The sequence below is a fragment of the Pseudarthrobacter sp. rb genome (assembly GCF_056389225.1).
In genome coordinates this window covers 112,788-138,224 of record NZ_JBWJAR010000007.1, presented here as the reverse complement: position 1 = coordinate 138,224, position 25,437 = coordinate 112,788, and the positions used below count along the sequence as shown (strand labels likewise).

The following is a 25,437-nucleotide window of genomic DNA, read 5'->3' as shown; positions in this document are numbered from 1 at the left end:
GTGGCTCTTGACGTCCGAACCTTGGACATCCTCCGCCGGCGGGGTTGGGATCCAAGCAAACAGCAGGCAGGGGCACCTCGACTGTGACCATGTCTATCGCACGTCTGTCTGCCCGGTCGGGTCTGCGCTACCTGTTCAAGACGACGATGATGGATGACTTTTCCGGTTCTCCCCGGGACCCCACCACGTACTACATGAAGGCGGGCACACCCCAGGGGCGTTGGATTGGCGGCGGACTAAACGGCATCAGTAAGACGCTGGGTGACGCCGTCACGGAAACCGACGCAAGAGCGGTATTTGACATGGCGGTGCATCCGCAGACCGGCACTCCCCTGGGCAGGCCTCACACCCAATCTGCCGCCGTCGAGAACAGGGCCGGCCAGTCAGCTCAACGGCATGCGGTCGTTGGCTTCGACCTGACGTTCAGCGTGCCAAAGTCGGTGTCCGTACTCTGGGCGCTGAGCCCGCTCAGCAAGCAGCAGCAGATCCTGCGAACCCACCACGAAGCGGTCGAGGCGACCCTTGCGTGGCTGGAAAAGAACGTCATCCACACAAGGGCCGGCCGTAACGGAGTCGCCCATATCGGCACGCAAGGAGCTGTTGCCGCCGCGTTCGACCATTGGGAGTCACGAACCGGGGATCCGCAGCTCCACACCCACCTGGTAATCGCCAACCGCACACAACGTGTCACCGACGGAGCCTGGGTCACCCTCGACTCCCGGGCTCTGTACAAAGCAGCGGTCGCGGCGAGCGAACACTACAACGGCCTGCTGTTCGACGCCCTCCAACGGGACCTTGGGTGCGAACCCGAGATCCGCGCTCCCCTCACCACAACGCACAACCCCAGCCAACAGCTCACCGGGATCGATGAAGAACTCATCCGCGAATTCTCCAATCGCTCCCGCCTCATCGACTTGGAAACTGATCGTCTTGTGGCAGCGTGGACCAAGGATCACGACCGGGCTCCATCGGCTACGACCACCATCAAACTCCGCCAGCAGGCAACCCTTTCTACTCGCGGCCCGAAGCCCGAGAGTCCCACACCACTGCACCAGCTCTCTGAGCAATGGCAGGCTCGAGCAATTGCCAAAGGTTTTCAGCCATCTGACGTCCTCGCCCACACCATCAACCGCTCCCGCGTCGCCCCTTTTACCTTCCTGGACTTCACTCCCGACTGGACCTCCGCTGTCGCGACGATCGCCAGGGAACGGGTTGCCGGAAAACGCTCAACCTGGAACCGCTGGAACCTACTTGCAGAAGCGGAGAGAGTCTGCGCCCAAATCCGCTGCAGCACCTCATCAGACCGGGCTGCCCTGATAGATGCAGTCGCCACCGCTGCCGAACAACAATCAGTGCCGTTGAACGGATACCGCTATTCCCTTCCATCGAACACCGGCCCGGAGCTGCAGCTCAACCAACGAACCGTATTCGACTTCCAGGGGTCACGCCTCTACACCGATGCTTCAACACTCGCCTGCGAGGACGCCGTCATGACAGCAAGGAAGAACGACAGCGGACCGACTGTCCGCCCAGAAGTCATCATGGATTCGCTGGACAGCGGCCGGCGACAGCAGGTGCCGAGGCTGCATACCGATCAGCGCGCGGCCGTTGCCGACGTCGTCCTCAGCGGAAACCGGCTGGACGCCATCGTCGGCCCCGCCGGAACGGGGAAGACCACGACGCTGGGCGCCGTGAAGGCTGTTTGGGAAGCAGAGCACGGAGCTGGGAGCGTCATTGGGCTCGCTCCAGCTGCGGCGAGCGCAGCGGTGCTGGGCCACGAACTGCGCATAACCACCGAGAACGTCGCCAAGTGGCTGTCCGAGTCAATGGGTCAGAGTGCAGCTACGAGGGGTGAGCGTTTCTTCCACATTCAGGAACTCCTGGGGGCATCCAATTGCAGCGATCGCCGCAGCGTTACATTCGCACAGGAGGCTGCCCGGCTAGCCGCAACCCAACAGCGCTGGTGCTTCCACCCGAATCAGCTCATCATCATTGACGAAGCGTCCATGGTGTCCACCTTTCAGCTTGCTGCACTTGTGCAACAAGCAAAGGAACCCGGCGCGAAAATTCTCCTGGTAGGAGACCCAGGCCAGTTGGACGCAATCGACGCCGGCGGCGTCCTCGGCTGGCTGGACCGCCAAGGACTCACCACCCGCCTCAGCACTATTTGGCGATTCCACGATGAGTGGGAGCGCGCCTCGTCCCTCAAGCTGCGGGCAGGAGACTACTCGGCGATCGAGGACTACGAGCAGCATCGGCGGATCCGCCACGGCTCCTACCTAAGCATGCTGGACGAGGCGTATCTTGCGTGGCGGGCCGACAGGCGCGCCGGTAAGTCTTCCATCCTGATTGCCGCAGACAACGAGACGGTCAGCATGCTGAACGAGCGGGCCCGAGCAGACCTGGTGGCCCAGGGAGTTGTGAATGCAGAGCTGGCAGCTCAACTCGCCGACGGCTTGCAGGCCGGTTCCGGTGACACCATCATCGCCCGCGGCAACAATCGCCGGCTCATTGACAGCGAAGGCGAATTTGTCCGAAACGGAACGCTGTTCGACGTCAGAGCGGTCAACAGGCACGACGGCTCAGTTCTCGCAGTGCGGCGGGAGATTGGGGCGAGCGTCGTACTCCCCAGGGCCTATCTTGAGACGTCCGTTGAGCTCGGCTACGCGACTACCGCCCACCGGTCCCAAGGCCTTACGGTCGATACTGGGCACACAGTGGTCACCCAAGGACGGTTGACCCGCGAGCTGCTCTACGTGAGTATGACGCGCGGCCGGTCCGGGAACGCAGCATATGTCAGCGAGGGCGACGACTCAGAACACCAAGCCGTCGACCCCTCGCTGCACCTGTCGTGGCGCGGCATTCTCGGTGAGATATTGGCCGCAGAGGGTGCCGAGCGGACTGCACACGAGGTCCGCGAGGCCGAGAGGAGGAAGGCGGACAGCCTTGAACGGCTGTACGCCGAGTACGACTATCTGGCGCAAATTGCTGCTGCCGAGGACCTCAGACGCTGTCTGGGAAAAGTTGACCCGGTTGCAGTCCCCGGGCTAAGCGCGTCACCGTCGTGGGGCGCAGCAGTTGCGGCCTGGCGCAAGGCCACAGCATGGGGCCGTCACGGGGCAGAGCGCGTCATGGAGCGAACCGTGCAGGACAGCCATTCAGTGCACGACCCGGTGGCCCTCTTCAGCGCGCGGCTTCGTCGCTATGCAAAAGGAACACCGACGACGGCGATAGACCCTTTGCGCGAATCGTTCCCTGTGCTGGGACCCGAGTTGGCAGACATGATCGTCCAAGTCCGCGAACGCGTCCGGCAAAGGATGGAATCCGTCACCTGGGCTGCCCTGACGCAGGATGCTCCGTGGAAGGACGAGCTGACTGCCGCCGTGGGTGCGACAGAATCCTTGGGCGGACTGATTCGCGACGTTGCCCTGTTCAGGGACAGATGGGGAATCTACGATTCCCACCTGCCATTGGGGACTCCCCCGGCGGACTACGAGTGGGAACAGCTGGGCCAGCGGGAAAGACTCCAGGAAGCAATTGAGAGCGCCAGAAGCTGTCAGGCTGCCCCTCATCCAGAGATGAGTCCACCCGATATGCATCGATCCCAGCAAGTCGTCCTTACGAGTTCAGGCTGGCAGATCTAAGCTGATGTAGAGGCAAAACATTGGTCGTGAACCCAGCGGTGAAACCGAGAGTTGCGACAGCCGGGTTGGTACTGGCCAGCGCGGTTGTTCTATCCGCGGCTGCCCTCTCTCTGGTTCTCCTTCTCTCCGCCAGCGTTCCCTTCTCCGCAAAGTTAGTGGGCTGCGCCACGCTGTTCGCTGCTGCACTACTTACTGGATGGCAATGGTGGCGACGGACTGGACAACGTCGGGCCTGGCAGGAACAGGCGACGGAACAGTGGAGATCCTTCATCAATGCCAAAGGGCTTGGCGGCACAACGGCGGAGGTGACGCTGGTTAGCGTTGACGAAGTGCAGCCCACCGGCTCCTGGGTCACGATCAGATGGAATCGCTTCAACCACACTCAGCGGGCCTGGCTGGAGTCGCTTCCGGAACCGATCTGGCCCGGATCGGTCCTGCTCATCTCCCCGGACCCAGCCCAGGTTATGCCTGGCGCGCCATGGCCGGACACGTACTTCATTCAGGCGGTCGATTGTTTGGCCTGGGCTCCTGCCGAAGGGCGCGGGGCGGCTCCTGTAACGCCATCCGTTGTGAGGGCGCGGAATACCTGAAGCCCCTGCCGCTGACTTGGTCCCAAACCCTTATTCGAATATATGTTCTATAGTTGTTTGCGTGATCAAGTCCGGCTCGCCAGAAGACCTCGAGCGCATGATGGCCCGGATGGACGCTGAGTCCAGTCGTCCGATGGATGATCCGGCGCCTATTCGGGACTTCCCGAAGTACGCCCGACCGTTGGTGTACGTCGGCGGAATCTATGGCAAGGCCGTTGGCTGGACCCATAAGTACGGTCTTATCGAGTGGCTGGATTCCTCCGGCAAGTACCACATGGGATGGGCTCACTCTTCGAGCATCAACCGGGTGGAACCGGACGAGTGGAAGGGCAGTTCCCGGCTATAGCGGGCACCGCGGTCCGTCAAGGAGAAAGCAAGACAAAGGCCCGGTCCTCCGCGGAAGGACCAGGCCATTGCCATGTCTCACTAGCGGGCACGCCCAGGAGGCTCACCCAACGGCGCAGAGTCAGAGACTAACCTCATTCCGCGCCGGCTCGCCGAAAGGGGACACCGACACCGGCCCCTTGGTTGCGATGTTGTACGCAGGCTCGGGCGCCGCCTGCAGGCCTGCCTCTACTGAAGCCCCCGGCCCAGCGGCACGCGCAGAACGCTGGTATGCAGCGGTACCGAAACGAAGGTCCGGACCAATGGTCTCGGCGACTATCCGACGGGCCTCACGCCGCTCCCCATCCTTTTCAAAGGAACGAAATTCGAGCTCGCCCGAAACGGTCACGGGGTCGCCCTTCTTCAGCGAATTGGAGACGTTCTCGGCGAGCGCCCGGAACGCGGAGACGTTGTGAAAAACAGGTTCCCCGTCATGCCAAGATCCGTCTGGACCCTGGACCCGCTGGTTCACCGCAACGCGGAGCTTCGCGTGTGCTACCCCTGACTCACCGTAGGTCAGATCCGGATCTGCCACGAGGTTGCCGGCAATGTTAATCGGTATCTTGGTGCTCATATCGTGCGTCCTTCCTTCGCGGACGGGGCTTTCCCATCCAACGCTTTATCGGCTGGCCTCACGGCCCAGAAAATTCCAGACCACGCGACGGTCCCTCTGCCGGCTTCACGCCCGCATATGTTTCCTGGCCTTCAACTCGCAGGGACACTTCAGCAGCTGGAACCTTCCCGCCCAGTCCTGGCGGATCGGTCACTTCAAGAATTTCCTTGCTTGCGGCCGTCACCCGGCCGAGCACTGACTTGGCAATATCCACGCGTGAGGCCGGTGGCTTGCGGGAGGTAGCTCCGGCGGCTGACTGCTCCGCTTCGATAACTGCATCAGCCCAGCCGGACAGATAGCTTGCTGATTGAGGACCTCGATCAATCCCATGCGCCTTGAGCACCGTGTAGGCCACTGACTCGGCCTCGACTTCGGCCAACCCGCGGTGGTCCACGCTGCTCCCATACAGCTTGCCCGCCTTGTCGTCTGGTCCGTGCAGCAGAACGTGCCCGAGCTCATGCGCGAGCACCGCTGCGCGTTCCTCTGAGTTCAGCCAGCCACCCACCTGAACGCGATGCTGGGCAAAGTCCGTGAAGCCGCTTGTAAGCCCAAACTGTGAATCCGCGACATGCACTGAGAAGCCATGTGCGCGGGCAACTGCAGCCAGTGACTCCCACAGCCGCGGCACCTCGACCGAGGTGAGTGCAGCTGCTCGAGGAACCAGCAGCGGGGTACCCTCGGTCTGGGAGACGTCGAAGACCGCCTGGCCCCGCCAGCCTGTGATGAGCGTCTTCTTCCCCTCGTCAACGGCGCCCGTGGGAGCCTTGTCGCCAACAGGGATGCGGTGACGCGTGCCGTCAGGCAAGAGCACCTGTTGAACGCGGGCCGTCCTCGGCGCAATCACCCACAAAGCATGCTCACCACGAAGAACAGTCCGCCCGTGCCGCTCCCATTCCTTGTAGCCGGCCACGAGCGTGGGCTCGTCGGTACCGCGCTGTGCCATCTGCATCATCAGCAGGGCAACATTCCCGCCGGAATAGCGCCACAGGCTGGCGGAAGCGTCAAGGAGAACCTGCCAATGGGACGGCGACTCGACAGCCTTTTCAAGAATCGAGTGCAGCCCGTCCATCAATGCAGCGACGCGTTCCTCAGGCGCCATTCGCCGAGTCCCCAACGCGGAGTTCAGGCCAGCGGAGGGGCTTGACGGAACTTCGGGTGCAGCGGCCACGACAGCCACCCTTCTGCTTCTTGGACCGCAGCTAAGCTGCGCAGATACCGGTTCATGGTCACCGAATCATCCGAGCGACATGACTCAGAATTCGGGTACCAATTGGTGGGACGCCTTGCACCAGTCGAGGAAGGCCGGATCGTCGTTCGCAAGCATGCGCGGTGCGGGCTCCTTGTGTGCCTGCAGTCCGACACATCCGGCCGCCCTGGTGTGCGTCCTCAGACGTTCGACGGCGTGTGGGAGCCTTTCGTGAAAGGCGAGCGGCCCGAAGCCCGGATCGTCCGTCGTGTAGGAGGCCAGCTCCGCGCGGTGCAGCGCGTACAACTCGGCCACAATCTCAGGGTGACGCCACCAGCAGTCCGGGACGACCGACGTCGTCAGTTGATACGTGGCAACGAGCCACCGCACCCAGGCAAATAGCGATCGCCATGCCTCCTGTGATTGCTCGATCGTCATCTCCCGCCAGCGGCGGGTCACGGATTTGGGGCCAGCCGGCGCGGCAAATGCCGACCTGAAGAGTTGTGCAGTGATCTCGTCGTCCCCAAAGGAACCCGAGGAGGGAACATCAAACTCGTCGACGTTGTCAGGGCTATGCATCAGGGGTCCCTTCGGTCTTCTGTTGACGCTGCCTGTGCCCGTCGGCCAACAGGCGCTCCATCTCAGCCTTAAGGCGGCGCAGTTCCCCCGCGTCCTTGCGCTTGTGCCATTCCAGGAGATCCAACAGAATGGGCCGCGTGCGCCGACCCAGCATGAGTGCGGTGCCAGCAGGGAGGCGTCGGATCTCGTCCAGGGCAATCACTGGACGGTCGCGAAGCTGTTCACCGTCCTGCCGCCCCTGCGATGACCAGGAACGCGTGGTGAGCGTCAGGCTGCGCTCGCCGAGCAGACCGGCGAGCGATCGGAGGTCGTGTTCGTCAGATCCGCCTCCGAAAATCACCTTGATGATGGCGGAGTCCCAAATTGTTGATGCCTCATCGATGGACCAACCCGAACGGGCCTGGGAGAGGGATTGCAGAACGACGAGCGTGGAAATGCCGATGCCCCCGCCATCAGCCAGCGCCACCGGCAGCCCGGGCCACGGTGCCAAATTCGCGATCTCGTCGAGTATGAGGGAAAGCGGCGGCTCGAGCCGGCCACCTGGCGAGACGAAAGCCATTTCACGTGCCGCGCTGTCGATGTCGTCGATCAGCGCGGAAAGGTATGGACCGGCAGCAGCCGCACCTGCGCGAGTGCCAATCAAATAGAGCGTGCCCCGTTCCCGAATGAACGCCTTCGGATCAAACTCCTCGGACTCGTCCTGCGGGTTCAGTGCAGCCAAAACCTTCGGTGAAGACAGCGGGGCAACCGCTGCCGAGACACCGATCCAGGAGTTCGAGGTATTCCGCGGGTCGTCTTCCAGGATTCCCATGAGGTCTGACTGCCAACCAAGCGCTGCGCCAGGCCTGCCCAGCACTTCCAGCGCTTCCCGGGCAAGCACAGGGCTGGAGGACCAGCGTCGGAACGCAGCCACTCCCTCGCCGGACAGAGCAGCAGCATGGAGCAGGCATTGGAGGACGATCAGCGAGCGCTTCTGCCACGCAGCGTTTTCGCCCTTCATCTCCGTGTCCGCGGTAATGACCAGCGCTCGCCGGGTGGCAACATCCGGGTCTTCACATCCCCGCACCGGTGACCAGCGGAGGGACGACGGCAGACCTGACATGCCCTGGGGATCAAACACTGTCACCGGGCGCCCGTCAGAAGCCCTTGCCTTCATGGTCACTACAAGGTTGTCTGCCCGGGTAGACGTCGTTACGACGGCACCCGGCGCATCGAGGATCGCATTGATGACCACGTAGAGGCCCTTGCCGGACCGGGGAGCACCTTGGATCACCATCGATTCTTCAGTGGAGACGTGGACCGTGACGCCGCGGGAACGGCCCAGGGTCCAGGACAGGTCCTGGACCGAAGGCTTCACCACTCCCGGGCGCGTGAACTTCCCCCGCTTCTGCACCGCCCTCGCCCCAAAGTCGTGGACGATTTCGGCGCGACGGGCAACTCCGTCGCGGTTCAGGATGTCCTGCCGGAGCCACGCCCCCGATTGCTTCCACCGCCTCCACGCCGTCAGCGCAGCCACGGCGAGCGCTCCGACCAGCAGCAGCGCCGGAGCCAGGATCCACCAAACGCTGTCCGTGCCGATTGCGCAGTCCCCACGGCGGATGACTATCCAGTCCATCCTGTTGGCCAAAAGTCCGACGACGGCACCCGGGTTGAAGGGCGACGGCGGCAAGGAGCCGCAGTGCCAAGAGGTCGCGAGCTGCGCCGCGGCCTGCACCAGCGCGCAGAGACATACGTAAGCTGCCGCTCCAACGAGAGCAGCGGTGACGAGCGGATTGTCGCCGGCAGCACGGGAGCTCGCTGGCCGTCTCACAGCATCCTTTCGTCTGTCCCGAACACGGCCAACTCGTCGGTTGTCACCCGGTTGGCAACGATGAAGGAGCGGTTCCCGACTTTCCAGAGACCGACGCCCTTCGGAAGGTTCTCAACGTGCTCGCACTCAGCTTCGGTGAGGCCCAAGGCTTCCTTTGTCAGTCGCATGGCATCGTGCTTCTGGCGGTAAATGATCCTGGTATCTGCTTCCGTGAGGAGGCCCAGGGCTTTCTGCCGGTGTCCGCTGGTACTGTCGCCGATCTCGTTGAGGTCAGCAACCTTGTGCATTATCAGCAGGTTGGCAATGCCGTATGTTCTGGCAAGGCGCCATTGCTCGCTCATCTTCGCCAACATGTAGGGATCGGCGAGCATCCGCCAACCTTCGTCGTACACGACAAGGCGCTTGCCGCCGTCGGGATTGGTGATTGCCGCCTCGAGCCAGGTGGCGCCGCAAGCGGCGGCTAGCGAAAGGGCCTGCTCTGACGCTCCGATGAGGGCGGAGGTATCCATCACCATCATTGGGGCGTCCGCGTCGAAGGCTACGGTGGACGGAGCATCGAACATGCCCTCCAGATCACCGGACACCGTGCGCCGAAGGGAATGGCTGACGGCGGTTCCTCCCTCTGCACCGACGAGGGCCACCATCTCCTTCGAGGGTCGCAGTAGGTGGTCCAGCACCATGGGCAGCGTGGGGTTGGAGTTTTCCGCCATGGTTTCCATGAGGGCGATATCCAGCGCTGTGTGCTCGACGGGGCGGAGCGGCAGTCCTTGGCGCATGAGGGATACCAAGGCGACCAGGAGGTACCGGCGGCGCTGGCGAACGACAGCCTGCCACTGTGCTTCAGTGAGGGCGCTCGACCGCGGCCCCGCATCAAGCGGATTTACTCGTGCGGGACGGCCGGGTCCAACGGAGATGACTTTGCCACCGACAGCTTTGGCAACGGCGACCCACTCACCCTTGGGATCAGAGGCGACTGCTGCTTTCCTGCCCAACGTAATGGACCGCGCCACGAGCGACTTGCCGCACATCGATTTGCCTGTGCCGACGGTTCCGATAACGACGATGGATGGGCCGCTGATGATCCCTTTGTCGTAAAGGATCCAGGGATCGTAGGAGAAGGCTCCCGACCCAAAGACATCGGTTCCGATGTAGGTGCCTTCGTGCCCCAGCCCCGATTCGGTAAGAAAAGGGTAAGCGGCCGCGAAGGTCATGGTTGAGGCGCGGTGCGGCGCTGGACGTAAGCGGTGCGGGCCCCGGAGCGAGTTCGGTTCTTTACTCCCCCAATCGCCCGTCACGCGAAATTTCTGAAGTCCCGGCTGTTCATGCTCCGACGGAGCACTCGCCCGCCCGGGCTCCTGTGGTGCCGGTCGGCGTCGTGCTTTCCACTCGTCCCGGTTCTTGCCCGACGGAAGGTATTCGAAAGTGGCCTTGGTCGTCTTCACCGCAGTCCCCTTCCCAGTGGAAGGCCGCTCGCTACAAAGGCCGCCCATTGCTGTCCGTAGAGAAGCCGCAGCTCAACGAAAGCGCCCGCCGCTGCGGACTCAAGCTCCTGACGGTGCCGTGCCAAGTCCTCCAGTGAGGTCGCTGTGACGGTCATATAAGCGGCCGGGCGGACGTCACCGTGGCCGGCGACAATCTCTTCCTCCCGTTGTGTCACTTCTTCCTCCTCGGCCCTTTGCTCACGGGTGAGCGGTCTGTCGAAGCGTGCATTGATGCGGCGACGGGTCTCGTGGGCTTCCTGGGCTGAGCGGATGTCACGAAGTGCTTCGGCGGTCGGTACCGCCCGAATAACCTCGGTGAAGGTGTGGCGGAATTCGCCCACATAGATCAGGGGGTGGAGGAAACCCGGGAAGACTTTCTGCCGCGGCCATTCAGCAATCCAAAAGGTCTGGTGGAAGCCGGAATCTGTCCGCAGGTAGGTCCAGTGCTCCTCAACGCCCATCGGGCCTTGCCTCATGAGCTCATCCGTAGACTCTGCTGCTGGTGCACTCGACGCCGAAGCTGTCGCGGCCATCGCTTTGCCGGCGGGCAAAAGGGCAGGATCGAAAGCGCCGCGAATGATGGCAAGCAACCCCGCCTCGCCGAACCATTCCTCGACCTTGACGTTGTGAGTACCCAGCGACGTTCGTATCGCATCGACTTCGAGCCGCAAAACGTGTTCAAGGCCGGTGACGCCCCCGCCCGACTCCCTGATCCGCCGTCGCGCCTTGCTCGTGTCCAGGACAACCGCGACAACCAGCTCATGGCTCATGGCTGAGCCGGCGGCCCCCAGTAAGTCCTCGTATGCACGTTGACCCCATCCAGAGTCTTCCTTGTCTCGCGCCGGCAGGGCATTCTCCCTGTAGAAGTCCCAGAGGGACGATGACGGGTAGGGCACGGTGTAGTCCTGGATGGCGATGCGGGCAACGCTTTGCCGTTGGGCCATGCCGGCCTGAACGCGTGACCAAGCCTGGACTGCCCACGCTTTATCGTCAGCATCCAAGAGAGCGAACGAACGCGTACTGCATCGGAGCACCGCGATTGCTTCCTTGCCGTGGCCATCGACCAGGAAGCATTCCCCATGAGCGGTAGTTCGAATCTCCAGAGTGCCCAACCCGCCCGGAAGGGCAAGTCGGCCGGCGAGGCGTGGACCTTCAGGCTTTACGAGGAACCTCGTCTGGCCCGCGGCTGCGCGGTAAAAGAACGTCGCGATCTGTTGTGCCCAGACTGGATATGGGACACGGGAGTACTGCAGTATTCCGAGCAGTATCAGCGCGAGCCACATGGGTCCAGTGGTGAATAGACCCACTGGACCGTGGCTCGCAGAGGCAACGATGGCTACCGTGACTCCCCCGGCCACAATGAGCAATTGGTACCACTTGAGCCCGAGGAAGAAGCCGCGGCGTTCGTACCTTGGGAATTTGACGGCTTCCAACGCATGCCCGTCTTCAGACATGAGGGGTGCCTCCCTTCGGAGGATCAATTCTTGCTGGCTGGGGTTTCGGAGGTTGCGGGCTCGACGGTCCGGGGGTGTTAGCGGGAGGCCGCCCTCGCGATCCCGGTTCTGTAGGTGTGCTCTGCCGGGCTGGCGCTGGAGCAGCGCCGCCTTGGCTTGGCGGACTTGCACGCACGAACCCCCTGGGTTCAGCGGACTGGGGTGCATCCGGTGATCCGGTTGACGATCCTGTCTTCAAGGCTCTCTGTCCTCCATCGGGGTCCGGTGAGGTCAACCCGGCGGGCACAGGAGGAGCTGACACCTGTGTCGGGAAGACGTTACGGCTCGAACTGATGGGCCGTGTCATGGCGGAACGACTCACCATGTTCGCGAGAGTCAGTCGGCCGCCTGCCTGCCGACTGATTTGCCGGGCCGCAACACTGGTGCTTCGCGACAGAACGTGGCCACCGCCAGCCGTTTGAGCGGCTGCAGCCAGTTCCCCTCCAGCGAAGCTCACGAGGCGCAGGGCCATCATGGGTGCCCCACATGCGAGGGCCATGCCTACGGTTCCGGCTGCCAAGCCCGCGAAGGACTTGGAGTCGGCAAAGAGCTTTACGGCGACGGCCAAGACTGTTGCAGCCAAGGGCTTGGCCACAACCAACGCGATGACGACCTCACACCAGCGACGAGCCCAGGATTTTGTCTTGTCCCAAGGCAGCAGCATGAGGGCCACGGGGGCGACGGCGGCGAGGACAACGAGGGCGAACGAGCGGAAGATCATCGAGCACATCAGAATGAAGGCGAGTATCCAGACGACCACGACTGCCATCATGGTCACCACGGCAGCGCCCGCCGGGCCGCCGGTGTTTCCGGGAGCCAGTGAAACCAGGTTCCATTCCCGGCCACTTCCCTGCGGCGCTCGTTCAAAGCCGAAGAGCCGCATGAAGACAAGATAGGGGTCGGAACCAATCGATTGGAGGAGGGCGGCAGACGCCAAGTCTGTTGCCCGCGTCAACTGACGGACAAGGTAAACGGCGCCGCCCACGAGTGGGATGGCGACGGCGCCGCCTATCATCGCCCTTCCAATGCGTCTGGGTTGCTGGCTAATTAGCCCCGAGAGCAGCTGCAAAATCATTACGACGGCGAGCGGAGTCAGCATTACTATCACCCACCAGCTCGTGAGTCCCTGGATGGACAGCCACTGGGAGTCGTCGACGTTCGACACAGTGAAGGCACCCGTGATGAAGGCCCACAGCCACGACGCCATGTTCTGCAGAATGTTTGCGAACAGTGACGTGACCGCGCCGAGGGCATTGTCGTTTGCCTGTGACACCAAGCCGCATCCGGGCGGCCACCATCCATCGAGATCGCACTCAACGGGCATGACCTAGAACCCGAGAGGGAATGCGGTCTGCGACCAGAGGATGTAGCCGTTGATGCCGCCAAGGATGGCAGCCACGGGCCCTGTCCAGAGGAGGATCACGCCTCCGCTGGAAGCCAGGCGCGACGATTGGCTCAGCTTGCCGGCCAGCAGCAGGGCTGCGCCGATGATCGCCACGATTGCGATGATGATGAAGGCGCCGACGAGGATGCCGCCGCCGATTTGTTTGAGCGATTCAAGGAAGGGAAAGCTAGCGTTCGGCGTGATTCCCGGGTCCACCGCTGCCAGAAACATGGGTGCTCCGTCCGTCGTATTCCATGGGTGAGCAGATGAGCTCACACGTTCATGGAGGGGGCGGGGCCGAACGACATGACATTTCTTGTTCTGAGCAGATTTAATTAGAGTTCGCGTTGAGCAGGTTTGCCGTTGTCGCAACTGCTAGCGCGGCGGATAAACGAACAAGGGGGAAATTTGGCCAAGGCTGACTGGTGGCACACAATGCGCGAGGCTCGGCGCCAAGCCTGTGTCGCGGTTGACTTCTATAACAGGCCAGGCGAACGCCAAAGCTATGCTGATTTTGTTGTTCACATGCACCTGGCCTGGCAAAACCTTCTTCACGCCCAGCTTATGAGGAAGAAAACTAACATCTACTTCCGAGCATCAAAGGGCAGCCGCCTCTACAAGCGAGATAAGTACGGGCAAAAACAGTCATGGGACCTACAAACTTGCCTGGATGTTTCATACAAGGAGCATGACCCGATTCGGCTGAACGTTGAGTTCTTCATAGGTCTGCGGAATTCAATCGAGCACCGCTTCGAAAGAAGCTTGTTGATCGCCACAGCAGCTCATGCTCATGCCTGCGTAATCAACTTCGAAGCCGAACTCACGCGGCACTTTGGTGCAACGGAGTCCCTTGCTGACGAACTAAGATTTCCGGTGTTCGTGCAGTCACTTTCGCCCGAAGGCATGGATGAGCAAAGAAGCCTCCGCCGCGGCCTGCCATTGGAAGCGAAGACGTACATTTCGGAGTTCGAGGCCACTATCCCCGCTGCTATCCGCCAGGATCCTCGTTTCGAATACAGAATCCAGCTTCAGCCAATCCGCGGAGTCAAGGACGAAGCGGATCTGGCCTTCAAATTCGTAAACGCCAAAGAGCTTTCAGAGGAAGAGTTAGCAGAAGCCGTAGCAGCCGGAAAAACGGGAAAGGTGCTTATTTTCGAAAAGTTGAAAGCCAGTGGCTTCGACGACGAGATGCTTCCTGCTGCTGCAGCCAATGCCGTCCAGGAGCAAACCAAGTTCCGATTCTCCGTGAACGACTTCACGAAAATGCGGCATCGAGATGGTGTAGGTCCTAAGAAGGGTCATGGCGCCTCCGCCACCTTCGCCGATGGCACAAACTGCATCTACAGCAAGGCCCACAAGAATCACGTCTACACGAAGGCCTATGTGGCCACACTAATCCAGGAACTATCGGAGCCCGAAAAGCATGAAAAGGCACGTGGGCGCACTCCCGAACCTTCCGTCCCTGAGACCTGAGGGGCTGGGGCTGCTCCCGCTGCTGTGCGTACGCAAAGATGTTCGACTCATAAGCCAGAATGCCTGCCCGGTGCTGAAGGAACACGAGCGATGTCTACCGCTCTAAAAGGTTGAAGTAAGCAGTCCCAGTGTTCCAGCTGATCGGATGTAGCAACGTCCCGACGTCCGGGTTCAGCGCGCTCCACATCATGTCATCGCCGGCGTATATGCCCACATGGCCCCAATTATCCGGTCCCTGCGGATTTTGGACCACCAGGTCCCCCGGCTGCGGGTCGTCGGTCCGTACCCCACCACGCCACTGCTCCACCCGCGGCAGTTCGATTCCAGCCTGCCGATAGATCCATTGCACGTAGCCGGAACAGTCCCAGGCTTTGAAAGCAGTGCCACCCCACACATACCGTCCACCTAGACCTTCCTGCGTGAACCGCAGAATATCCTGGCGGAGCTGACTCAGGTTTTTCCAAGAGGCCGCAGGCCCCGCTTTGGGCGGCGAAGATGAGCAAGGAGCTGGCGACGTGTCCGGTTCCAACGCAGCAACGACTGCTGTCGCGGCACGCTCCCAACGCGCGTATAGCTCGGGAAAAGCAGATACCTGGACTGCCTGAGCAGCCAGGTCTTTGTCCATCGCCTGCCACCCGGGTACGTCGAGCAGCCCTCGAGGACTTCCTCGGTTGGGACCCAAAGGGCCGCCGTAAAAGGCGCGAGCGTTGTAGAAGACGTCCATAAGCTGCTCAACGCTCCCCCACCCCGCCGTGGGACGTTGTTGAGCCGAGCCTATTGAGTCGTGGTCGCTCCCAACGCCGTCATTCGGAAAGCCCATGGAAGCCGGCACCCTGGGGTTTGCGAGTACGCGCAAACTCGACTCCTGCATTGCCATCATGATGGCAATGATCTGTCCCGAACGGGGTACGCCAAGCTGTTTCCCGACCCCAATGTACGCGCGGGCCACGCTTTCCTGTCGCGAGTTCAGCTCGTATAGCACCTGGCTGCCATCGCGGACCTCCAGACCCTCGGCAGTCCCCATACCCGTGCTAGTAGATGCAGCATCAGCCGGAGCACAAGCGAGAGTGGGCTCGCCTCTCAGACCAGCAACTAGAGCCACACCCGCGACGAACGCCATCAGGCCGAGAAGCACAAGGACAGTAACAGCGGCAGCGACACCCTTCAGCAGTGCCCGTCGCCTGACCAGACTCGCCACTGCCACAAGACCGATCATCAGTAGACGATCCGGTCTGCGGTCGCATAGAAGGCAACCATGGCGCAGTGGTCCGCAGGGGCTGTAACCGCGGGCGGGCAGTTCAGCATCACCGTTATAGGTGTCGAATAAGTGTTTCGATCCCTGCTGGTCTCATCGACCACTTGCACGATCACAGTGCACACATGAAGGCCCGCCCAGGGAGGTGGGAATTCCTGAACTTTGGCCAACTCAAGATCGCAGCGAACAGATTGCGCTGTGCCGGTCCGGCGCGCCGACTGCTGTCCAAGGCTCGCAAAGGAAGTGGCAGTGACGCCAGTGGCCTCGAACTCTTTGACCAACACCGACAAGGGGTTGGATCCATCGGGAAGCAACTCCCACCACGAGCGCACCCGTGCATACACGTCCGAGTACGACGACGAGCGGCTGTCCCAAGTGTAGATTCCCTTTGCTGCCTCTACAGCGAGCGCTCGGAAGTCGAGCGTTGGCGAAAGATCAACAGGCGAGGCCAGTGCAGCCACATTGGTTTCGACAGGCAGAGTAGAAGGCGCGCCCGTTGCTGAGGGCGTTCCGGAAGGCACCGACGCTAAAGGCGTGCTGGGTGTCGGGATTGGGACCGACGACGCACCCGGCCCATCGCCCGGCCAGGACAGGAAAACGAGGCCGCTTAACATCAAGACAACGAAGAGTCCGGCAAAGATCGAGCGCCGACGGCCCACCACATGGAGGGCGCGTATTCCCCGGCTTCCCGTTCCCCAGCCAACCATGACTTAGGAGGACTGTCTGTTGGCTTCGTGCTGGAGCACCCGCCAAGCCGTCCGGTACAACTGCCGCGCGAAGCCGATGTTTACGGCGATATATCGCTCACTTACGCCAAGCTCGGTCGCTAGGGCGGACATCTGCATGGACCTGGGTAGGCCGCACAGCCCAGGGCGGACTATTGTCTCGGCCACTTTTCTCAAAACGTCTGTGGGAAGGCAGTTGGCAGCGCACCGACAAAGACCTTCCATGCTTAGCCCCGGCTCGGGGTGGCAAGACAGTGCAGCACTGATCGTCATAGCGGTCTGCCGCACGACAGTAACGGCATGCCAGCGTCGTCTGTCGCTTGGCGATGGGGGCCCATAGTGCCGTGGCCCAACCAGACTAGAGACAGCGAGTTGCCACGTGTCCTCCTTGACGTTTCTCTGCACCAGGCTGAGCATGGCCTGCGCCCACGCGTGATCGACATACTTCTCCGTGCTGTCCCAACCCAACCCTGCGCTAACGACAGCAAGAACTTCAGGCGATGCTTCCGCCGTCGTGAAATCCATGAGCAGCGGCAAAGTCTGATGACTGAGTTCGCGCCGGACGTGCGCCGCGCAGATCTTGTTGCAGACACCTTGGACCCAGGCTTCGAACGGGATGCCCGGCAACTCCCGGTAGCGCCCCCTCGTCACGCCGTCCCATACCGCGACCCGAATGTCCTGCATGAGGTCGTCCACGTCGCAGGTACGCCCAATCCGCGTCAGACGGGAAACCACGTAACCCTGAACGCTGTTGACCGCGCTCATGATGCGGTCGATCGGGATATTGCGCTCCCCTCCCGCAGGAGGGTTTAGCAATGAGACGTCGACACTTATGGTCTTAGCTGGTGCCCTGGCGGGTTTATTTGGTTTGGCGTCGAGTTCCACGACTTCACCACTTTTATCCAGATCGAGTAGTAAGCAGAGTCGCGGATGGAGCAACTCGCGGGCGTGGATGCGCAGATCCAGCAACGATCAGTAGAAGCTATACAAGTTATTGTCGAAGATACTTAAAGTATCGTCAAGGGTGCCGTTCTTACTTTTTGGTCAACCTTCGGGAAGAATATCGATATGCCGCGGATTACCCAGCCACACGACGCCGCCTGGTCGGCCGACGTTGAGGCTGCCGTCGCTACCTTTGGTAACCGGTCGCGGAACGAGATTCTCCGATTTCTTACGGCCAACGGACCGGCGACGCGCGGCGACATTGTCGCCGCGGTTAGCGCCGGCGAACCAAGCGTAGCCAAGCACCTCGCGGCCTTGGAGGACGCGGGCGTGGTGATTGTCGACGTCGAACCTGGGCGCCGGCACGGACGGTCGCCCCGGTACTCTGCCAATGCAGGCCGAATAAAGGAACTGCTCGACGCGCACCTGAGCTACCTGCTCGAGCAGTAGTGGCAACATTGCGACGGCGGTAGCGCCTATTCGACCTACTCCCCTGCTTCACCCGCATCCGACGACGAACCCGCCGCTGCTTGCTCACCTTCCGGCCGCCGGTTGATGTCCCTGTTCAAATACTCTGTGATGGCACGAAGCGTCTCCGGGGACACATCACCAAGAGCCCTGGCCGCAAAGGTCTTCACTCGGGCTGCGCGAAGGGACTTCACAAACTCAAGCTGTGAATCAATGCGCTCGGGCAGGTCAGCGGCCTCGCCACCCTGCAGATAACCAGGGTCGACATTGAAGATCTCACACAGAGCGCCAAGCAAGGCCGGGTCACTGACGAGTCTCCCCGTGCCGTCCTTCATGTAGAACCAACGGGCTCTGGATAGCTTGATTCCCCTGCTCTGTAGCTTCTGCTGAACCTCTCGGAAAGTGACGGGCTGACCTCGCTCGGCAACCACAACATCAAGCAGAAGGTTCAGGCGTCGCGCCAATTCTGCCTGTGGAGACAGGCCGTCATTGGATGCCTCTTCATCAGAAGCCAAGACTTGCCTCCCTCCTGGTACATGGATTCACGTCAACCCTGGTGCCCAGTATTCCCTTGGCGAACGACGGCTGCAACAAGGGTTCCGTGATGCTTCCATCCCCCTACGAATCAGCGTATCCTCGCCTGTAGACCCGTCTACAGGTGGTCCAGCTTACTCAACGTCATTCAGTGGTGGTCTCCATGGCAGAGGACATACTTATGGACCGGACGCGAATCCGACTCCTTCGCTTCCTGATAGCCCATGGCCCAGCCTCTTGCAGTGACGCCTCTCTTGCCTTGGGACTTTCGCAGTCGACGGTTCGTCGCCAGATGGCGCTGCTCCGTGGGGCAGGCGTTGTCACGTCGGCGGCAGGAACATGCACCGCTCAACTCGACCAGATCGAGCAGCAGCTTCGCGAGCTGTCCGCCAGGTTCCAATGCCCCGTTACCGACTCCTGATACCCACCCAGCGAAGCCCCACACATATTGAAATTGCGCTTCCACTCAAGCGAGCGCCCCTACTCGTCAAGAGAAACCGGCTGAAGGAAGTCCGGCCGGCTTCTTGCAAATTGTATTGTAACTTCAGATAGGGTCGACGTGTCCGCAATGCGGTGGAGTGCGAGAGTTGGAGCCGCAAGCACCGCCTACCTTGGCGCCCAGCGTGAGCAGCCCCACCGCGATCACCAGTTCCGGAACGCGATTCCGCCCTTTTTACTATGGACAGTAAACGCGACCTTCAGCCCGAGAAATCAGCCGGGCGTAGCCCGCACGCTCTATCCAATACCCGCCTCTGGACGAGAGGGCGGGCACCATGGCCAACGCCGTGAACGTTATGAACTACCGACGGTCTGGGGACCAATACTAAGAATGATGGATCCTCGCTTGAAGTTCAGATGCTGACGGCGTTGGTCGATACATAGGCCTTTCGACCTCAGAACCTTGCCTTACCAGACATGTAGAGCTTCACCTGCGGACGGCCCCAACGTGTCGCGCCGGGGCTGTCTGCCCAGTTACGTGGCATCGAACGCCAACTCGTCCGGCTCGAGTGGTGGCAGTTCGTGCCTATGGCCGTTGGAATCCAAACCGACAACGTAGTGCCGCTTCTGGGGCTCCAGCACTATAGCCGACGGGTAATTCACGTCCGGCCCGAAGCCCCTCAGACGCCACTCCCCCTTCTTGTCACCGCCTTCCAAGAGCGTCCCCATGATCTTGACAGTCTGGGGAATCTGCACTCCAACTTCTCCGTCGATATCCGTCCACCACGCAGCTGATGCGCCGACCTGATACTCCCTGCTGTCGTGTCGAATTACCGAGATCCACTGACTGATGCGGGCCCCAACGAGCAAGAATCCGCCGCCCACATTAGCCGTGCTGTCAATGCCGTGTAGTCGCACCCGGCGGAGAGGCCCCGAGAGCGTCCCGTCCATAAATCGCCGCAGAATAGCCGGACTCTACACAGTCACAGGGTGCTGACTGGTATTCGTAAAGGCAACGCGGATCACAGCAAAAAGCCATTGGTCGTCATCTCTCGTTTCAAAGAATACGTGGCCAGGCTTGACTTGTTGATAAGTCTGCTCATCCCAAGATGCACCCACTGCAAACCCGTAAGGTCGAGGGCTTCCGTTTTCGTCGGTATCACTAAAGGAGGTGGTAACCACAGGCCCTCTGGCTTCCATGCGGGAACGGATAGCCTCCGCGGCCATGAGTTGTGAGTGTTTCGCTTGTTGCCGGGTTAGTTCAAGAGCATCGTTTGCCGACCTCACAGCAGCTTCGCTTGCATCGGCCGACCGTTTGGCCTCCCCCGCGGACTTTCGAGTCTCTATGGACTGCCAGGCGATCACACATGCTGAAGCTGTGGTCGCCATTGCCGCGATCATTGTCCAAAAAACTGACGGTTCCAACCCGACGCCCCCATACCTCGCTGCTACAGAAATTGCCAGGTTCGATGCTAGCCGCCCTTGCATGTAAGGATGGCCGCGTGAAGATCATCGTTCTCCTGTCCATCGCAGTTGTTGCCGTCGTCCTTACCGTTCTCGGCATCATATGGAGTAGCCCACATAGCATCCGTTTAGACCCGGAAAACGAGGGCCTGATCATCATGGAGACACCCGATACGCCATGGCAGGCGCAGCGTGGGAAGATCCTGGGCATTGGAGGCGCAGCGCTAGGGTTTGTAGCCACCATGATCGCTCTTTTCACTGAGAGCTAAGGTGACGGCTTGGCCGCTGCCGGGCACTTCCGATTACGTCTCCCGTCGGAACCGAACTTCGCCTAGCGTTCTGGGGACTGGGACCCCAGCCGTCTCCCTTACATCCATCCACTCCTTGACTCGAAGGTCCTCGTTCTCCTCCGACATGAGATAAACGTACTGCGTTGATCCAAAGACCATCGGCCCCTGGATTCCTTCCCTCAGCGCGGTCCTTACCCGCTCCACGCCGTCATCTTCCAGCAAGTTGAGGAAGGCGACATCCAGGTTGAAGATGTCTAGCGTGTAGCGAGCGGAAAACCGTAGTAGCCCTCCCCGTGGATAAAAGGCACGCAAGTCTGCGGCCAACTTCTGCCCCTCCACGGGCTGCGGCGGCGTTTGAAGCATTTTTCCGTCGTGACTTATATGCCAGTCCACCAGAGACACCATTCCATCCAGTACCACAGCATCGAGCTTTTCATCGAAATGCTCGCAGGCGTCCCGGACATCCTTCGCAAGGAACAGAGGCCAGCTGTCATCAACCCGCAAAAGCTCACGCAACCGACTACCGCGGTAGTCAGCGTGTTGCTGCCGGCTCTCCTTCGTGGCCCTGGGGTGTTGGCGCACGGGCCCGGGTTGCAGTATCCGTTGTACGACGATGGCGGCAAAGAGGGCTGCTTGAAGGTCCCCCCAAACCATGGCGTCGTTGCTGGGGGTCCCCTCGGCCATGGCTCTAGTCCAGGCTCTCTTGATGTAGCGGCTGCCGAGTTCAGCCTGCCGTTGTATCTCCACGAGGAAGGCATCAAGCCATAAGGCCTCAGTTGTTTCAGGTGTGCCACCCGAAAGTGACCGCATGAAGATTTCGGTTGTGGCCAAGTTGGCAATACCTCTTTCCGGTGGGTAAGCGGTGGATTTCCCCGTCGCAGGGGCTGGGATCCCTAATTTCGACAGCTGCCGATCTTGCGGGCCCATCGCCCTTAGAACCATCGGTTAGCAGAAGGTCCTACTTCGATTCGAAGGACACGATACGTCCGCCAAGTTTGGGCTGGAGGTCTGCGACGTCGTCATCGTTGATGATCCAGTTGTCCCCGACTAGCCAGTCGTTGCCAGAGTCCCCGAAGATTGAGCTCTTGGTAGCTTCAATACGTCGCTCCACGGCGTCCTTGGATAGGTAGACCGAGAGGACGCTAGCCGTCCCGCATTCCCCGGACTGGGAAGCAATCTTCACCTTGTTCGACTCGGTCCAGTCCTGGCACTTTCCGCCAGCCTTCACAAAGGCATCCTTCAGATCTGCCACTTTGTCGTAGGTCTTCACGGGCTCCACTTTGGCAGCCTCAGTCTTATCCGGTTCACCAGCGCATCCGGCCATTCCGGCGACAACTGCCACCAGCGCCAGCACCGCCACTCCACCTTTTGCCATTGCAAAGTGCCCAGAACGTTGCCGCATTACTCCCCCAAAATCATTCGCTGCTGGCCCAGCAGCCAGCGTCAATTTCCAGAGTATGGATTAGGCCGCTGCCGGGCGTCCACCTACAACATGCTTTGTCTCGATTTCCTTGGCGAATCTTGATGGAACACGGCCAAGGCTGGGGAATGCTTACTCTGGCCAACGTCCGGCCATGGGTTTCTGACTATGGACAACAGCACCGCGAAAAAGACCGGGGATGCCAGCGTGAAGCAGGTCGCGGAGCACATCCGTCACCATCCGAAGACGATACGGATCATGGCCAGGTCTGGGGACTTACCGAATGCCTATAAGGCTTGGCGTGATCGGACCAACAGTCCGCTCCGGATTCCAAGGGCTAATGTGGACCGGTACCGCGCGCTGCAGCTGAGGGCCGCCGACTAGGCATATCCTGTTCAGGAAGCTCGGGGCGCCCTGTCACTCGGGCGGCTGCGGTCAATCGTCTTAGTGGCCTGTACCTCCCGCCTGGATGTCCTCAGATATCTTCACCAGAATGAGGTGCAAGTTTTTCTTGGGCACGTGGCTTGGGCGCGGACAATGAATGCCGACGACAGCCAGCAGGTTGACCGTACTGTCAGCTGATCATAGCAACGTTTCTTCCTCCTCCTCAGTGGCGGCTGGCGAATCGGCGCGTATCCGGTATTTTTCGCAAGGACGCCGATAAAGCGGGGCCCGTTCATCAGCACATCCACGAGGTCGTGGTCATCGCTCTCAATGCTCCATCGACTGATGTCCTTTGCGGCCAGTGAAAGACGACATTGCTAATCCGCCGATTGCAGACCGGTATCGCGAGCCATAGAAGGGGATCAGGAGCATATGTGAGCGGCCCCTGATTGGTTCACGCTCATCCTTTCCAGGGTGTCACTGGCAGCCCTTCAAGATGTCAACTATGGCGTCGTGCTCGGCGTGCGTGACCCAGAGACTGTATTTCATTTTGACTGCTGTTTGCCGCTCGACATACTCACACCGGAAACTCTTGTTCGGCGGAAGCCATGTGGCGGCATCCTTGTCGCCTTTCGCGCTGTTTGCGGGGCCGTCGGCGGCCATGAGGTTCAGTGGGTCGTTCGCGAGCTCTTTGCGCTGATCTGCGCTCAGCTGCTGGGCACCTTTCTGCCACGCGTCGCTAAGCGGGACAATATGGTCAATTTGGATATCGGAGCTGGTGTCCTGCCCGCGGACGAAGTTGATCGTGGTGCCCGTGTACCTGTCGGCCAGTGTGCCTGTCGCGACGACGCAGTTGTTGGTACCGGGCTTGAACGTCTCCTCGGTCAGGTCGCGGGCGAGGATGTCATTACGTGTGTCGCAGCCGTTGTGGTCAGTGTCGGCCCAGGCGGGTCCGAACTCATCGCGGGTGTAACCAGTCTTTGGGGCTCGGCCCTTGACCGGGATGGTCTCAAGCTGGACGAGGGCTTGTCCTGCCTCTCGGGCAGCGCCACCGTCCGAATACTGACCAGCAGAGGTACTTGGAGCGGTTCCGATGCCCTCTATGGCATGGGCGGCAGCGTCACAGCCGGCAAGCGGGCCGACCAGCAAGAGGGCGGCAGCGACTGTCAGGGCTGGGGCAATCGAGCGAATGATTTGAACGGCCTTTCCGTATTGAGGCGAGTTGCTTCACACTAACTTCGGCCACCTTGTGCAAGCGGTAAGAGGACATGTCGTGCCCGCCACACCGGTGCAAGTGTAAGAACTGAACCAGGAAGCCCCTGGCAGGCCGAATCAATTCACCGTGGCCAGGCGGGCCTTGGAACGGGTCCCTATCAGCCGCTGCTTGGTCAGGGGTTGCTCCGTTGATTGCCTGGACTCCGCGCCACCAGGAAGGATCTCGCTCAATCTCGCAATTTCCCGGATGTGCTCTGAGGTAAAGATGATCTTTCCCTTGCCCCAGCAGGCGTGCGGGAACTTTCCGCTGGTCGCGCCGTCACGCAGCCAAGACTCAGTGCAGCGCATCAGCGCTGCTGCTTCGGCAGGCTCAAAAAATTCGATATCCACAGCGTCTCCAAGGAATAGGTGCACGTTTCCCAGTTCATGCACCCGGCAGGACTCGCCAACATGACCGAGATCCGTAATCGCGCGCGCCGACTCCTTGAAGGCTCCCTATAGCCGTTGGAAAGCTGTTACCGAGCGTTCAGTGGCATCAGCACCCACTTGCAGTGCCTCAGGCATCAGGTGCCCGTAAACCTGCTCGGTGGTCTTCGTGGAGGCGTGCCCGAGCCGGCGAGAGATAGTGAACAGGGGGACGCCGTCCTGGATCAGCCAGGACGCGTGCGTGTGGCGCAGGTCGTGGATTCGCGGGTTTTTGGTCAAGCCGATTGCCTGGGCCGTTCGAACGGCTGGGAGCCAGTAGTCATCCCAGTAGAGCTTGTGATAGATCCGGTCGCCCTTCGGCGACGTGAACACAAGTTCTTTTCCTGGCCTGCTTGCCACCAAGGGGATCAGGAGCTCAACCAGGGCGGGGTTCAGGCCGATAGTTCGCTTACCGGCTCCGGTCTTGGTCGGGCCAACGTAGAACTGGTTCTGCCCGTCCCGCTTCCATGCCTTGTTGATCCGGGCGGTGGGTGGTTTGGAGAGCAAGTCGACGTCGGCCACGGTAAGGGCAGTGGCCTCGCCAAAGCGCGTACCCGTCATGACAAGGAAATTGGTGAAGGCTTTGTACCGTTCCCCCATGCCCTCCATGATGAGGCTGAACTCAGCGTGGGTGAGAAACATGGCCTCATCCTCAGCTTTCTCAATGTTCGGCAGCTGCACGCCCCGGCAAGGATTGCGGCTGATGTAGCCCAACATCTCGGCGGTGTTCATCGCAGCTGAAATCAATCCGTGGATGTTGTGGATCGTCTTGGGCGCCTTGCCCTTGGCCAACATCGACTTCACCCAATGCGCCATGACGCGATAATCGAGCTTGTCCACTGGCACATGACCGATGACTGACCGGATGTGAAGGTCCAGCATCGTCTGGTACGTCTTGATCGTCCCACTCGACGGGCGGACCAACAGGTCGATGTGTTCCTGGATGACGTCCGCAACAGTTGGGGGACGCTTCTCGTTCGACAGGATGGCGTGCTGGGCGATTTCAAAAGACTGACCGTTGGCATCAAGCAACCGCTTCAGGGTCTCGGCTTCGGCCGCGCTCGGAACTGTCAGGCCCTGCTGCTCGCGGCTCTTCGGGTCCCGCCACAGCACCATGTAGGACGATGAACCGTCCTTCTTGGTGCGTTTGCGAATGCTGGCCACACAGAAAACGGTACGCCGCTGTCAACACTTTCGGCG

25 protein-coding genes are annotated in these 25,437 nt (G+C 60.9%); 7 read left to right on the top strand and 18 right to left on the bottom strand.

The features are described from left to right. Nucleotides 1-89: 89 nt before the first annotated feature. Both mobF and ACWRN3_RS11535 read left to right on the top strand, forming a co-directional pair. A complete protein-coding gene (gene mobF, locus ACWRN3_RS11540; protein WP_476740729.1) occupies nucleotides 90-3,644 on the top strand; it encodes a MobF family relaxase in 3,555 nt (1,184 codons plus the stop codon). Between the two features lie 651 nt (nucleotides 3,645-4,295). Then, complete coding sequence (locus ACWRN3_RS11535) at nucleotides 4,296-4,580, top strand: hypothetical protein (protein ID WP_476740728.1); 285 nt, start codon at nucleotides 4,296-4,298, stop codon at nucleotides 4,578-4,580. Nucleotides 4,581-4,700: 120 nt separating this feature from the next. Here the strand turns inward: ACWRN3_RS11535 and ACWRN3_RS11530 are convergent, their stop codons facing one another. The 8 genes from ACWRN3_RS11530 to ACWRN3_RS11495 form a co-directional block, all read right to left on the bottom strand. Then, nucleotides 4,701-5,192 carry a single-stranded DNA-binding protein gene (locus ACWRN3_RS11530; RefSeq protein ID WP_476740727.1) on the bottom strand — a complete coding sequence of 164 codons (492 nt, stop codon included), beginning with the start codon at nucleotides 5,190-5,192 and terminating at the stop codon, nucleotides 4,701-4,703. A 58-nt stretch (nucleotides 5,193-5,250) separates the two neighbouring features. Then, nucleotides 5,251-6,330, bottom strand: coding sequence for an ArdC-like ssDNA-binding domain-containing protein (locus ACWRN3_RS11525; protein ID WP_476740726.1), 1,080 nt, complete (start codon nucleotides 6,328-6,330; stop codon nucleotides 5,251-5,253). A gap of 153 nt (nucleotides 6,331-6,483) precedes the next feature. Continuing rightward, complete coding sequence (locus ACWRN3_RS11520; protein WP_476740725.1) at nucleotides 6,484-6,996, bottom strand: hypothetical protein; 513 nt, start codon at nucleotides 6,994-6,996, stop codon at nucleotides 6,484-6,486. Continuing rightward, complete coding sequence (locus tag ACWRN3_RS11515; protein WP_476740724.1) at nucleotides 6,989-8,806, bottom strand: type IV secretory system conjugative DNA transfer family protein; 1,818 nt, start codon at nucleotides 8,804-8,806, stop codon at nucleotides 6,989-6,991. The genes ACWRN3_RS11520 and ACWRN3_RS11515 overlap by 8 nt, the downstream gene beginning before the upstream one ends. Continuing rightward, complete coding sequence (locus ACWRN3_RS11510) at nucleotides 8,803-10,017, bottom strand: ATP-binding protein (RefSeq protein ID WP_476740723.1); 1,215 nt, start codon at nucleotides 10,015-10,017, stop codon at nucleotides 8,803-8,805. The genes ACWRN3_RS11515 and ACWRN3_RS11510 overlap by 4 nt, the downstream gene beginning before the upstream one ends. A 227-nt stretch (nucleotides 10,018-10,244) precedes the next feature. Then, nucleotides 10,245-11,741, bottom strand: coding sequence for an SCO6880 family protein (locus tag ACWRN3_RS11505; protein ID WP_476740722.1), 1,497 nt, complete (start codon nucleotides 11,739-11,741; stop codon nucleotides 10,245-10,247). Next, nucleotides 11,734-12,855: a type IV secretion system protein gene (locus ACWRN3_RS11500; protein ID WP_476740779.1), complete on the bottom strand. Its 1,122-nt coding sequence runs from the start codon at nucleotides 12,853-12,855 to the stop codon at nucleotides 11,734-11,736. Before ACWRN3_RS11500 ends, ACWRN3_RS11505 begins: the two co-directional genes overlap by 8 nt. Nucleotides 12,856-13,107: 252 nt before the next feature. Beyond that, nucleotides 13,108-13,395, bottom strand: coding sequence for a hypothetical protein (locus ACWRN3_RS11495; protein ID WP_109864358.1), 288 nt, complete (start codon nucleotides 13,393-13,395; stop codon nucleotides 13,108-13,110). A gap of 177 nt (nucleotides 13,396-13,572) precedes the next feature. Here ACWRN3_RS11495 and ACWRN3_RS11490 point away from each other — a divergent pair, with 177 nt between their 5' ends. Further along, complete coding sequence (locus tag ACWRN3_RS11490) at nucleotides 13,573-14,637, top strand: DUF3644 domain-containing protein (protein WP_476740721.1); 1,065 nt, start codon at nucleotides 13,573-13,575, stop codon at nucleotides 14,635-14,637. Between the two features lie 94 nt (nucleotides 14,638-14,731). On the opposite strand, the gene ACWRN3_RS11485 is transcribed toward ACWRN3_RS11490, so the two are convergent. The 3 genes from ACWRN3_RS11485 to ACWRN3_RS11475 all read right to left on the bottom strand — a co-directional run bounded on the left by ACWRN3_RS11485 (nucleotide 14,732) and on the right by ACWRN3_RS11475 (nucleotide 17,586). Next, nucleotides 14,732-15,853: a C40 family peptidase gene (locus tag ACWRN3_RS11485; protein WP_476740720.1), complete on the bottom strand. Its 1,122-nt coding sequence runs from the start codon at nucleotides 15,851-15,853 to the stop codon at nucleotides 14,732-14,734. Continuing rightward, the gene (locus ACWRN3_RS11480; RefSeq protein WP_476740719.1) at nucleotides 15,853-16,353 is read right to left on the bottom strand and encodes a hypothetical protein; all 501 of its coding nucleotides are present in this window, start codon (nucleotides 16,351-16,353) and stop codon (nucleotides 15,853-15,855) included. The genes ACWRN3_RS11485 and ACWRN3_RS11480 overlap by 1 nt, the downstream gene beginning before the upstream one ends. A gap of 249 nt (nucleotides 16,354-16,602) precedes the next feature. Next, nucleotides 16,603-17,586 (bottom strand): hypothetical protein, encoded by a 984-nt coding sequence (locus tag ACWRN3_RS11475; protein WP_476740718.1) that lies wholly within the window; start codon nucleotides 17,584-17,586, stop codon nucleotides 16,603-16,605. Between the two features lie 99 nt (nucleotides 17,587-17,685). Between ACWRN3_RS11475 and ACWRN3_RS11470 the strand changes: the two genes are divergently transcribed. Then, nucleotides 17,686-18,009: an ArsR/SmtB family transcription factor gene (locus tag ACWRN3_RS11470; RefSeq protein WP_476740717.1), complete on the top strand. Its 324-nt coding sequence runs from the start codon at nucleotides 17,686-17,688 to the stop codon at nucleotides 18,007-18,009. A 35-nt stretch (nucleotides 18,010-18,044) separates the two neighbouring features. Here the strand turns inward: ACWRN3_RS11470 and ACWRN3_RS11465 are convergent, their stop codons facing one another. Further along, nucleotides 18,045-18,542 (bottom strand): hypothetical protein, encoded by a 498-nt coding sequence (locus ACWRN3_RS11465; RefSeq protein ID WP_476740716.1) that lies wholly within the window; start codon nucleotides 18,540-18,542, stop codon nucleotides 18,045-18,047. A 182-nt stretch (nucleotides 18,543-18,724) separates the two neighbouring features. Here ACWRN3_RS11465 and ACWRN3_RS11460 point away from each other — a divergent pair, with 182 nt between their 5' ends. Next, the gene (locus ACWRN3_RS11460) at nucleotides 18,725-18,982 is read left to right on the top strand and encodes an ArsR/SmtB family transcription factor (protein ID WP_476740715.1); all 258 of its coding nucleotides are present in this window, start codon (nucleotides 18,725-18,727) and stop codon (nucleotides 18,980-18,982) included. 551 nt (nucleotides 18,983-19,533) lie between these two features. Here the strand turns inward: ACWRN3_RS11460 and ACWRN3_RS11455 are convergent. After that, complete coding sequence (locus tag ACWRN3_RS11455) at nucleotides 19,534-19,950, bottom strand: hypothetical protein (protein ID WP_476740714.1); 417 nt, start codon at nucleotides 19,948-19,950, stop codon at nucleotides 19,534-19,536. A 551-nt stretch (nucleotides 19,951-20,501) separates the two neighbouring features. Here ACWRN3_RS11455 and ACWRN3_RS11450 point away from each other — a divergent pair. Continuing rightward, a complete protein-coding gene (locus ACWRN3_RS11450; protein WP_188571321.1) occupies nucleotides 20,502-20,732 on the top strand; it encodes a hypothetical protein in 231 nt (76 codons plus the stop codon). Nucleotides 20,733-20,765: 33 nt separating this feature from the next. Here the strand turns inward: ACWRN3_RS11450 and ACWRN3_RS11445 are convergent, their stop codons facing one another. After that, the gene (locus ACWRN3_RS11445; protein WP_476740713.1) at nucleotides 20,766-21,584 is read right to left on the bottom strand and encodes a hypothetical protein; all 819 of its coding nucleotides are present in this window, start codon (nucleotides 21,582-21,584) and stop codon (nucleotides 20,766-20,768) included. Between the two features lie 127 nt (nucleotides 21,585-21,711). Next, on the bottom strand, nucleotides 21,712-22,113 hold the full coding sequence (locus ACWRN3_RS11440; RefSeq protein ID WP_476740712.1) for a hypothetical protein: 402 nt from the start codon (nucleotides 22,111-22,113) through the stop codon (nucleotides 21,712-21,714). A 228-nt stretch (nucleotides 22,114-22,341) separates the two neighbouring features. Between ACWRN3_RS11440 and ACWRN3_RS11435 the strand changes: the two genes are divergently transcribed. Continuing rightward, the gene (locus ACWRN3_RS11435) at nucleotides 22,342-22,557 is read left to right on the top strand and encodes a helix-turn-helix domain-containing protein (RefSeq protein ID WP_476740711.1); all 216 of its coding nucleotides are present in this window, start codon (nucleotides 22,342-22,344) and stop codon (nucleotides 22,555-22,557) included. A 477-nt stretch (nucleotides 22,558-23,034) separates the two neighbouring features. Here the strand turns inward: ACWRN3_RS11435 and ACWRN3_RS11430 are convergent, their stop codons facing one another. From ACWRN3_RS11430 to ACWRN3_RS11420, 3 genes are all read right to left on the bottom strand, one after another. After that, nucleotides 23,035-23,706, bottom strand: coding sequence for an HNH endonuclease family protein (locus ACWRN3_RS11430; RefSeq protein ID WP_476740710.1), 672 nt, complete (start codon nucleotides 23,704-23,706; stop codon nucleotides 23,035-23,037). 183 nt (nucleotides 23,707-23,889) lie between these two features. Next, the gene (locus ACWRN3_RS11425; RefSeq protein ID WP_476740709.1) at nucleotides 23,890-24,162 is read right to left on the bottom strand and encodes a hypothetical protein; all 273 of its coding nucleotides are present in this window, start codon (nucleotides 24,160-24,162) and stop codon (nucleotides 23,890-23,892) included. A gap of 105 nt (nucleotides 24,163-24,267) precedes the next feature. Then, nucleotides 24,268-25,401: a tyrosine-type recombinase/integrase gene (locus ACWRN3_RS11420; protein WP_476740708.1), complete on the bottom strand. Its 1,134-nt coding sequence runs from the start codon at nucleotides 25,399-25,401 to the stop codon at nucleotides 24,268-24,270. Nucleotides 25,402-25,437: the final 36 nt, after the last annotated feature.

Excerpts from the sequence above, each read along its gene's own strand:
- mobF (WP_476740729.1), top strand. The coding sequence starts at position 90 with ATGTCTATCGCACGTCTGTCTGCCCGGTCGGGTCTGCGCTACCTGTTC.
- ACWRN3_RS11530 (WP_476740727.1), bottom strand. The coding sequence starts at position 5,192 with ATGAGCACCAAGATACCGATTAACATTGCCGGCAACCTCGTGGCAGAT.
- ACWRN3_RS11525 (WP_476740726.1), bottom strand. The coding sequence starts at position 6,330 with ATGGCGCCTGAGGAACGCGTCGCTGCATTGATGGACGGGCTGCACTCG.
- ACWRN3_RS11520 (WP_476740725.1), bottom strand. The coding sequence starts at position 6,996 with ATGCATAGCCCTGACAACGTCGACGAGTTTGATGTTCCCTCCTCGGGT.
- ACWRN3_RS11510 (WP_476740723.1), bottom strand. The coding sequence starts at position 10,017 with ATGACCTTCGCGGCCGCTTACCCTTTTCTTACCGAATCGGGGCTGGGG.
- ACWRN3_RS11505 (WP_476740722.1), bottom strand. The coding sequence starts at position 11,741 with ATGTCTGAAGACGGGCATGCGTTGGAAGCCGTCAAATTCCCAAGGTAC.
- ACWRN3_RS11500 (WP_476740779.1), bottom strand. The coding sequence starts at position 12,855 with ATGATTTTGCAGCTGCTCTCGGGGCTAATTAGCCAGCAACCCAGACGC.
- ACWRN3_RS11495 (WP_109864358.1), bottom strand. The coding sequence starts at position 13,395 with ATGTTTCTGGCAGCGGTGGACCCGGGAATCACGCCGAACGCTAGCTTT.
- ACWRN3_RS11485 (WP_476740720.1), bottom strand. The coding sequence starts at position 15,853 with ATGATCGGTCTTGTGGCAGTGGCGAGTCTGGTCAGGCGACGGGCACTG.
- ACWRN3_RS11470 (WP_476740717.1), top strand. The coding sequence starts at position 17,686 with ATGCCGCGGATTACCCAGCCACACGACGCCGCCTGGTCGGCCGACGTT.
- ACWRN3_RS11460 (WP_476740715.1), top strand. The coding sequence starts at position 18,725 with ATGGCAGAGGACATACTTATGGACCGGACGCGAATCCGACTCCTTCGC.
- ACWRN3_RS11455 (WP_476740714.1), bottom strand. The coding sequence starts at position 19,950 with ATGGACGGGACGCTCTCGGGGCCTCTCCGCCGGGTGCGACTACACGGC.
- ACWRN3_RS11435 (WP_476740711.1), top strand. The coding sequence starts at position 22,342 with ATGGACAACAGCACCGCGAAAAAGACCGGGGATGCCAGCGTGAAGCAG.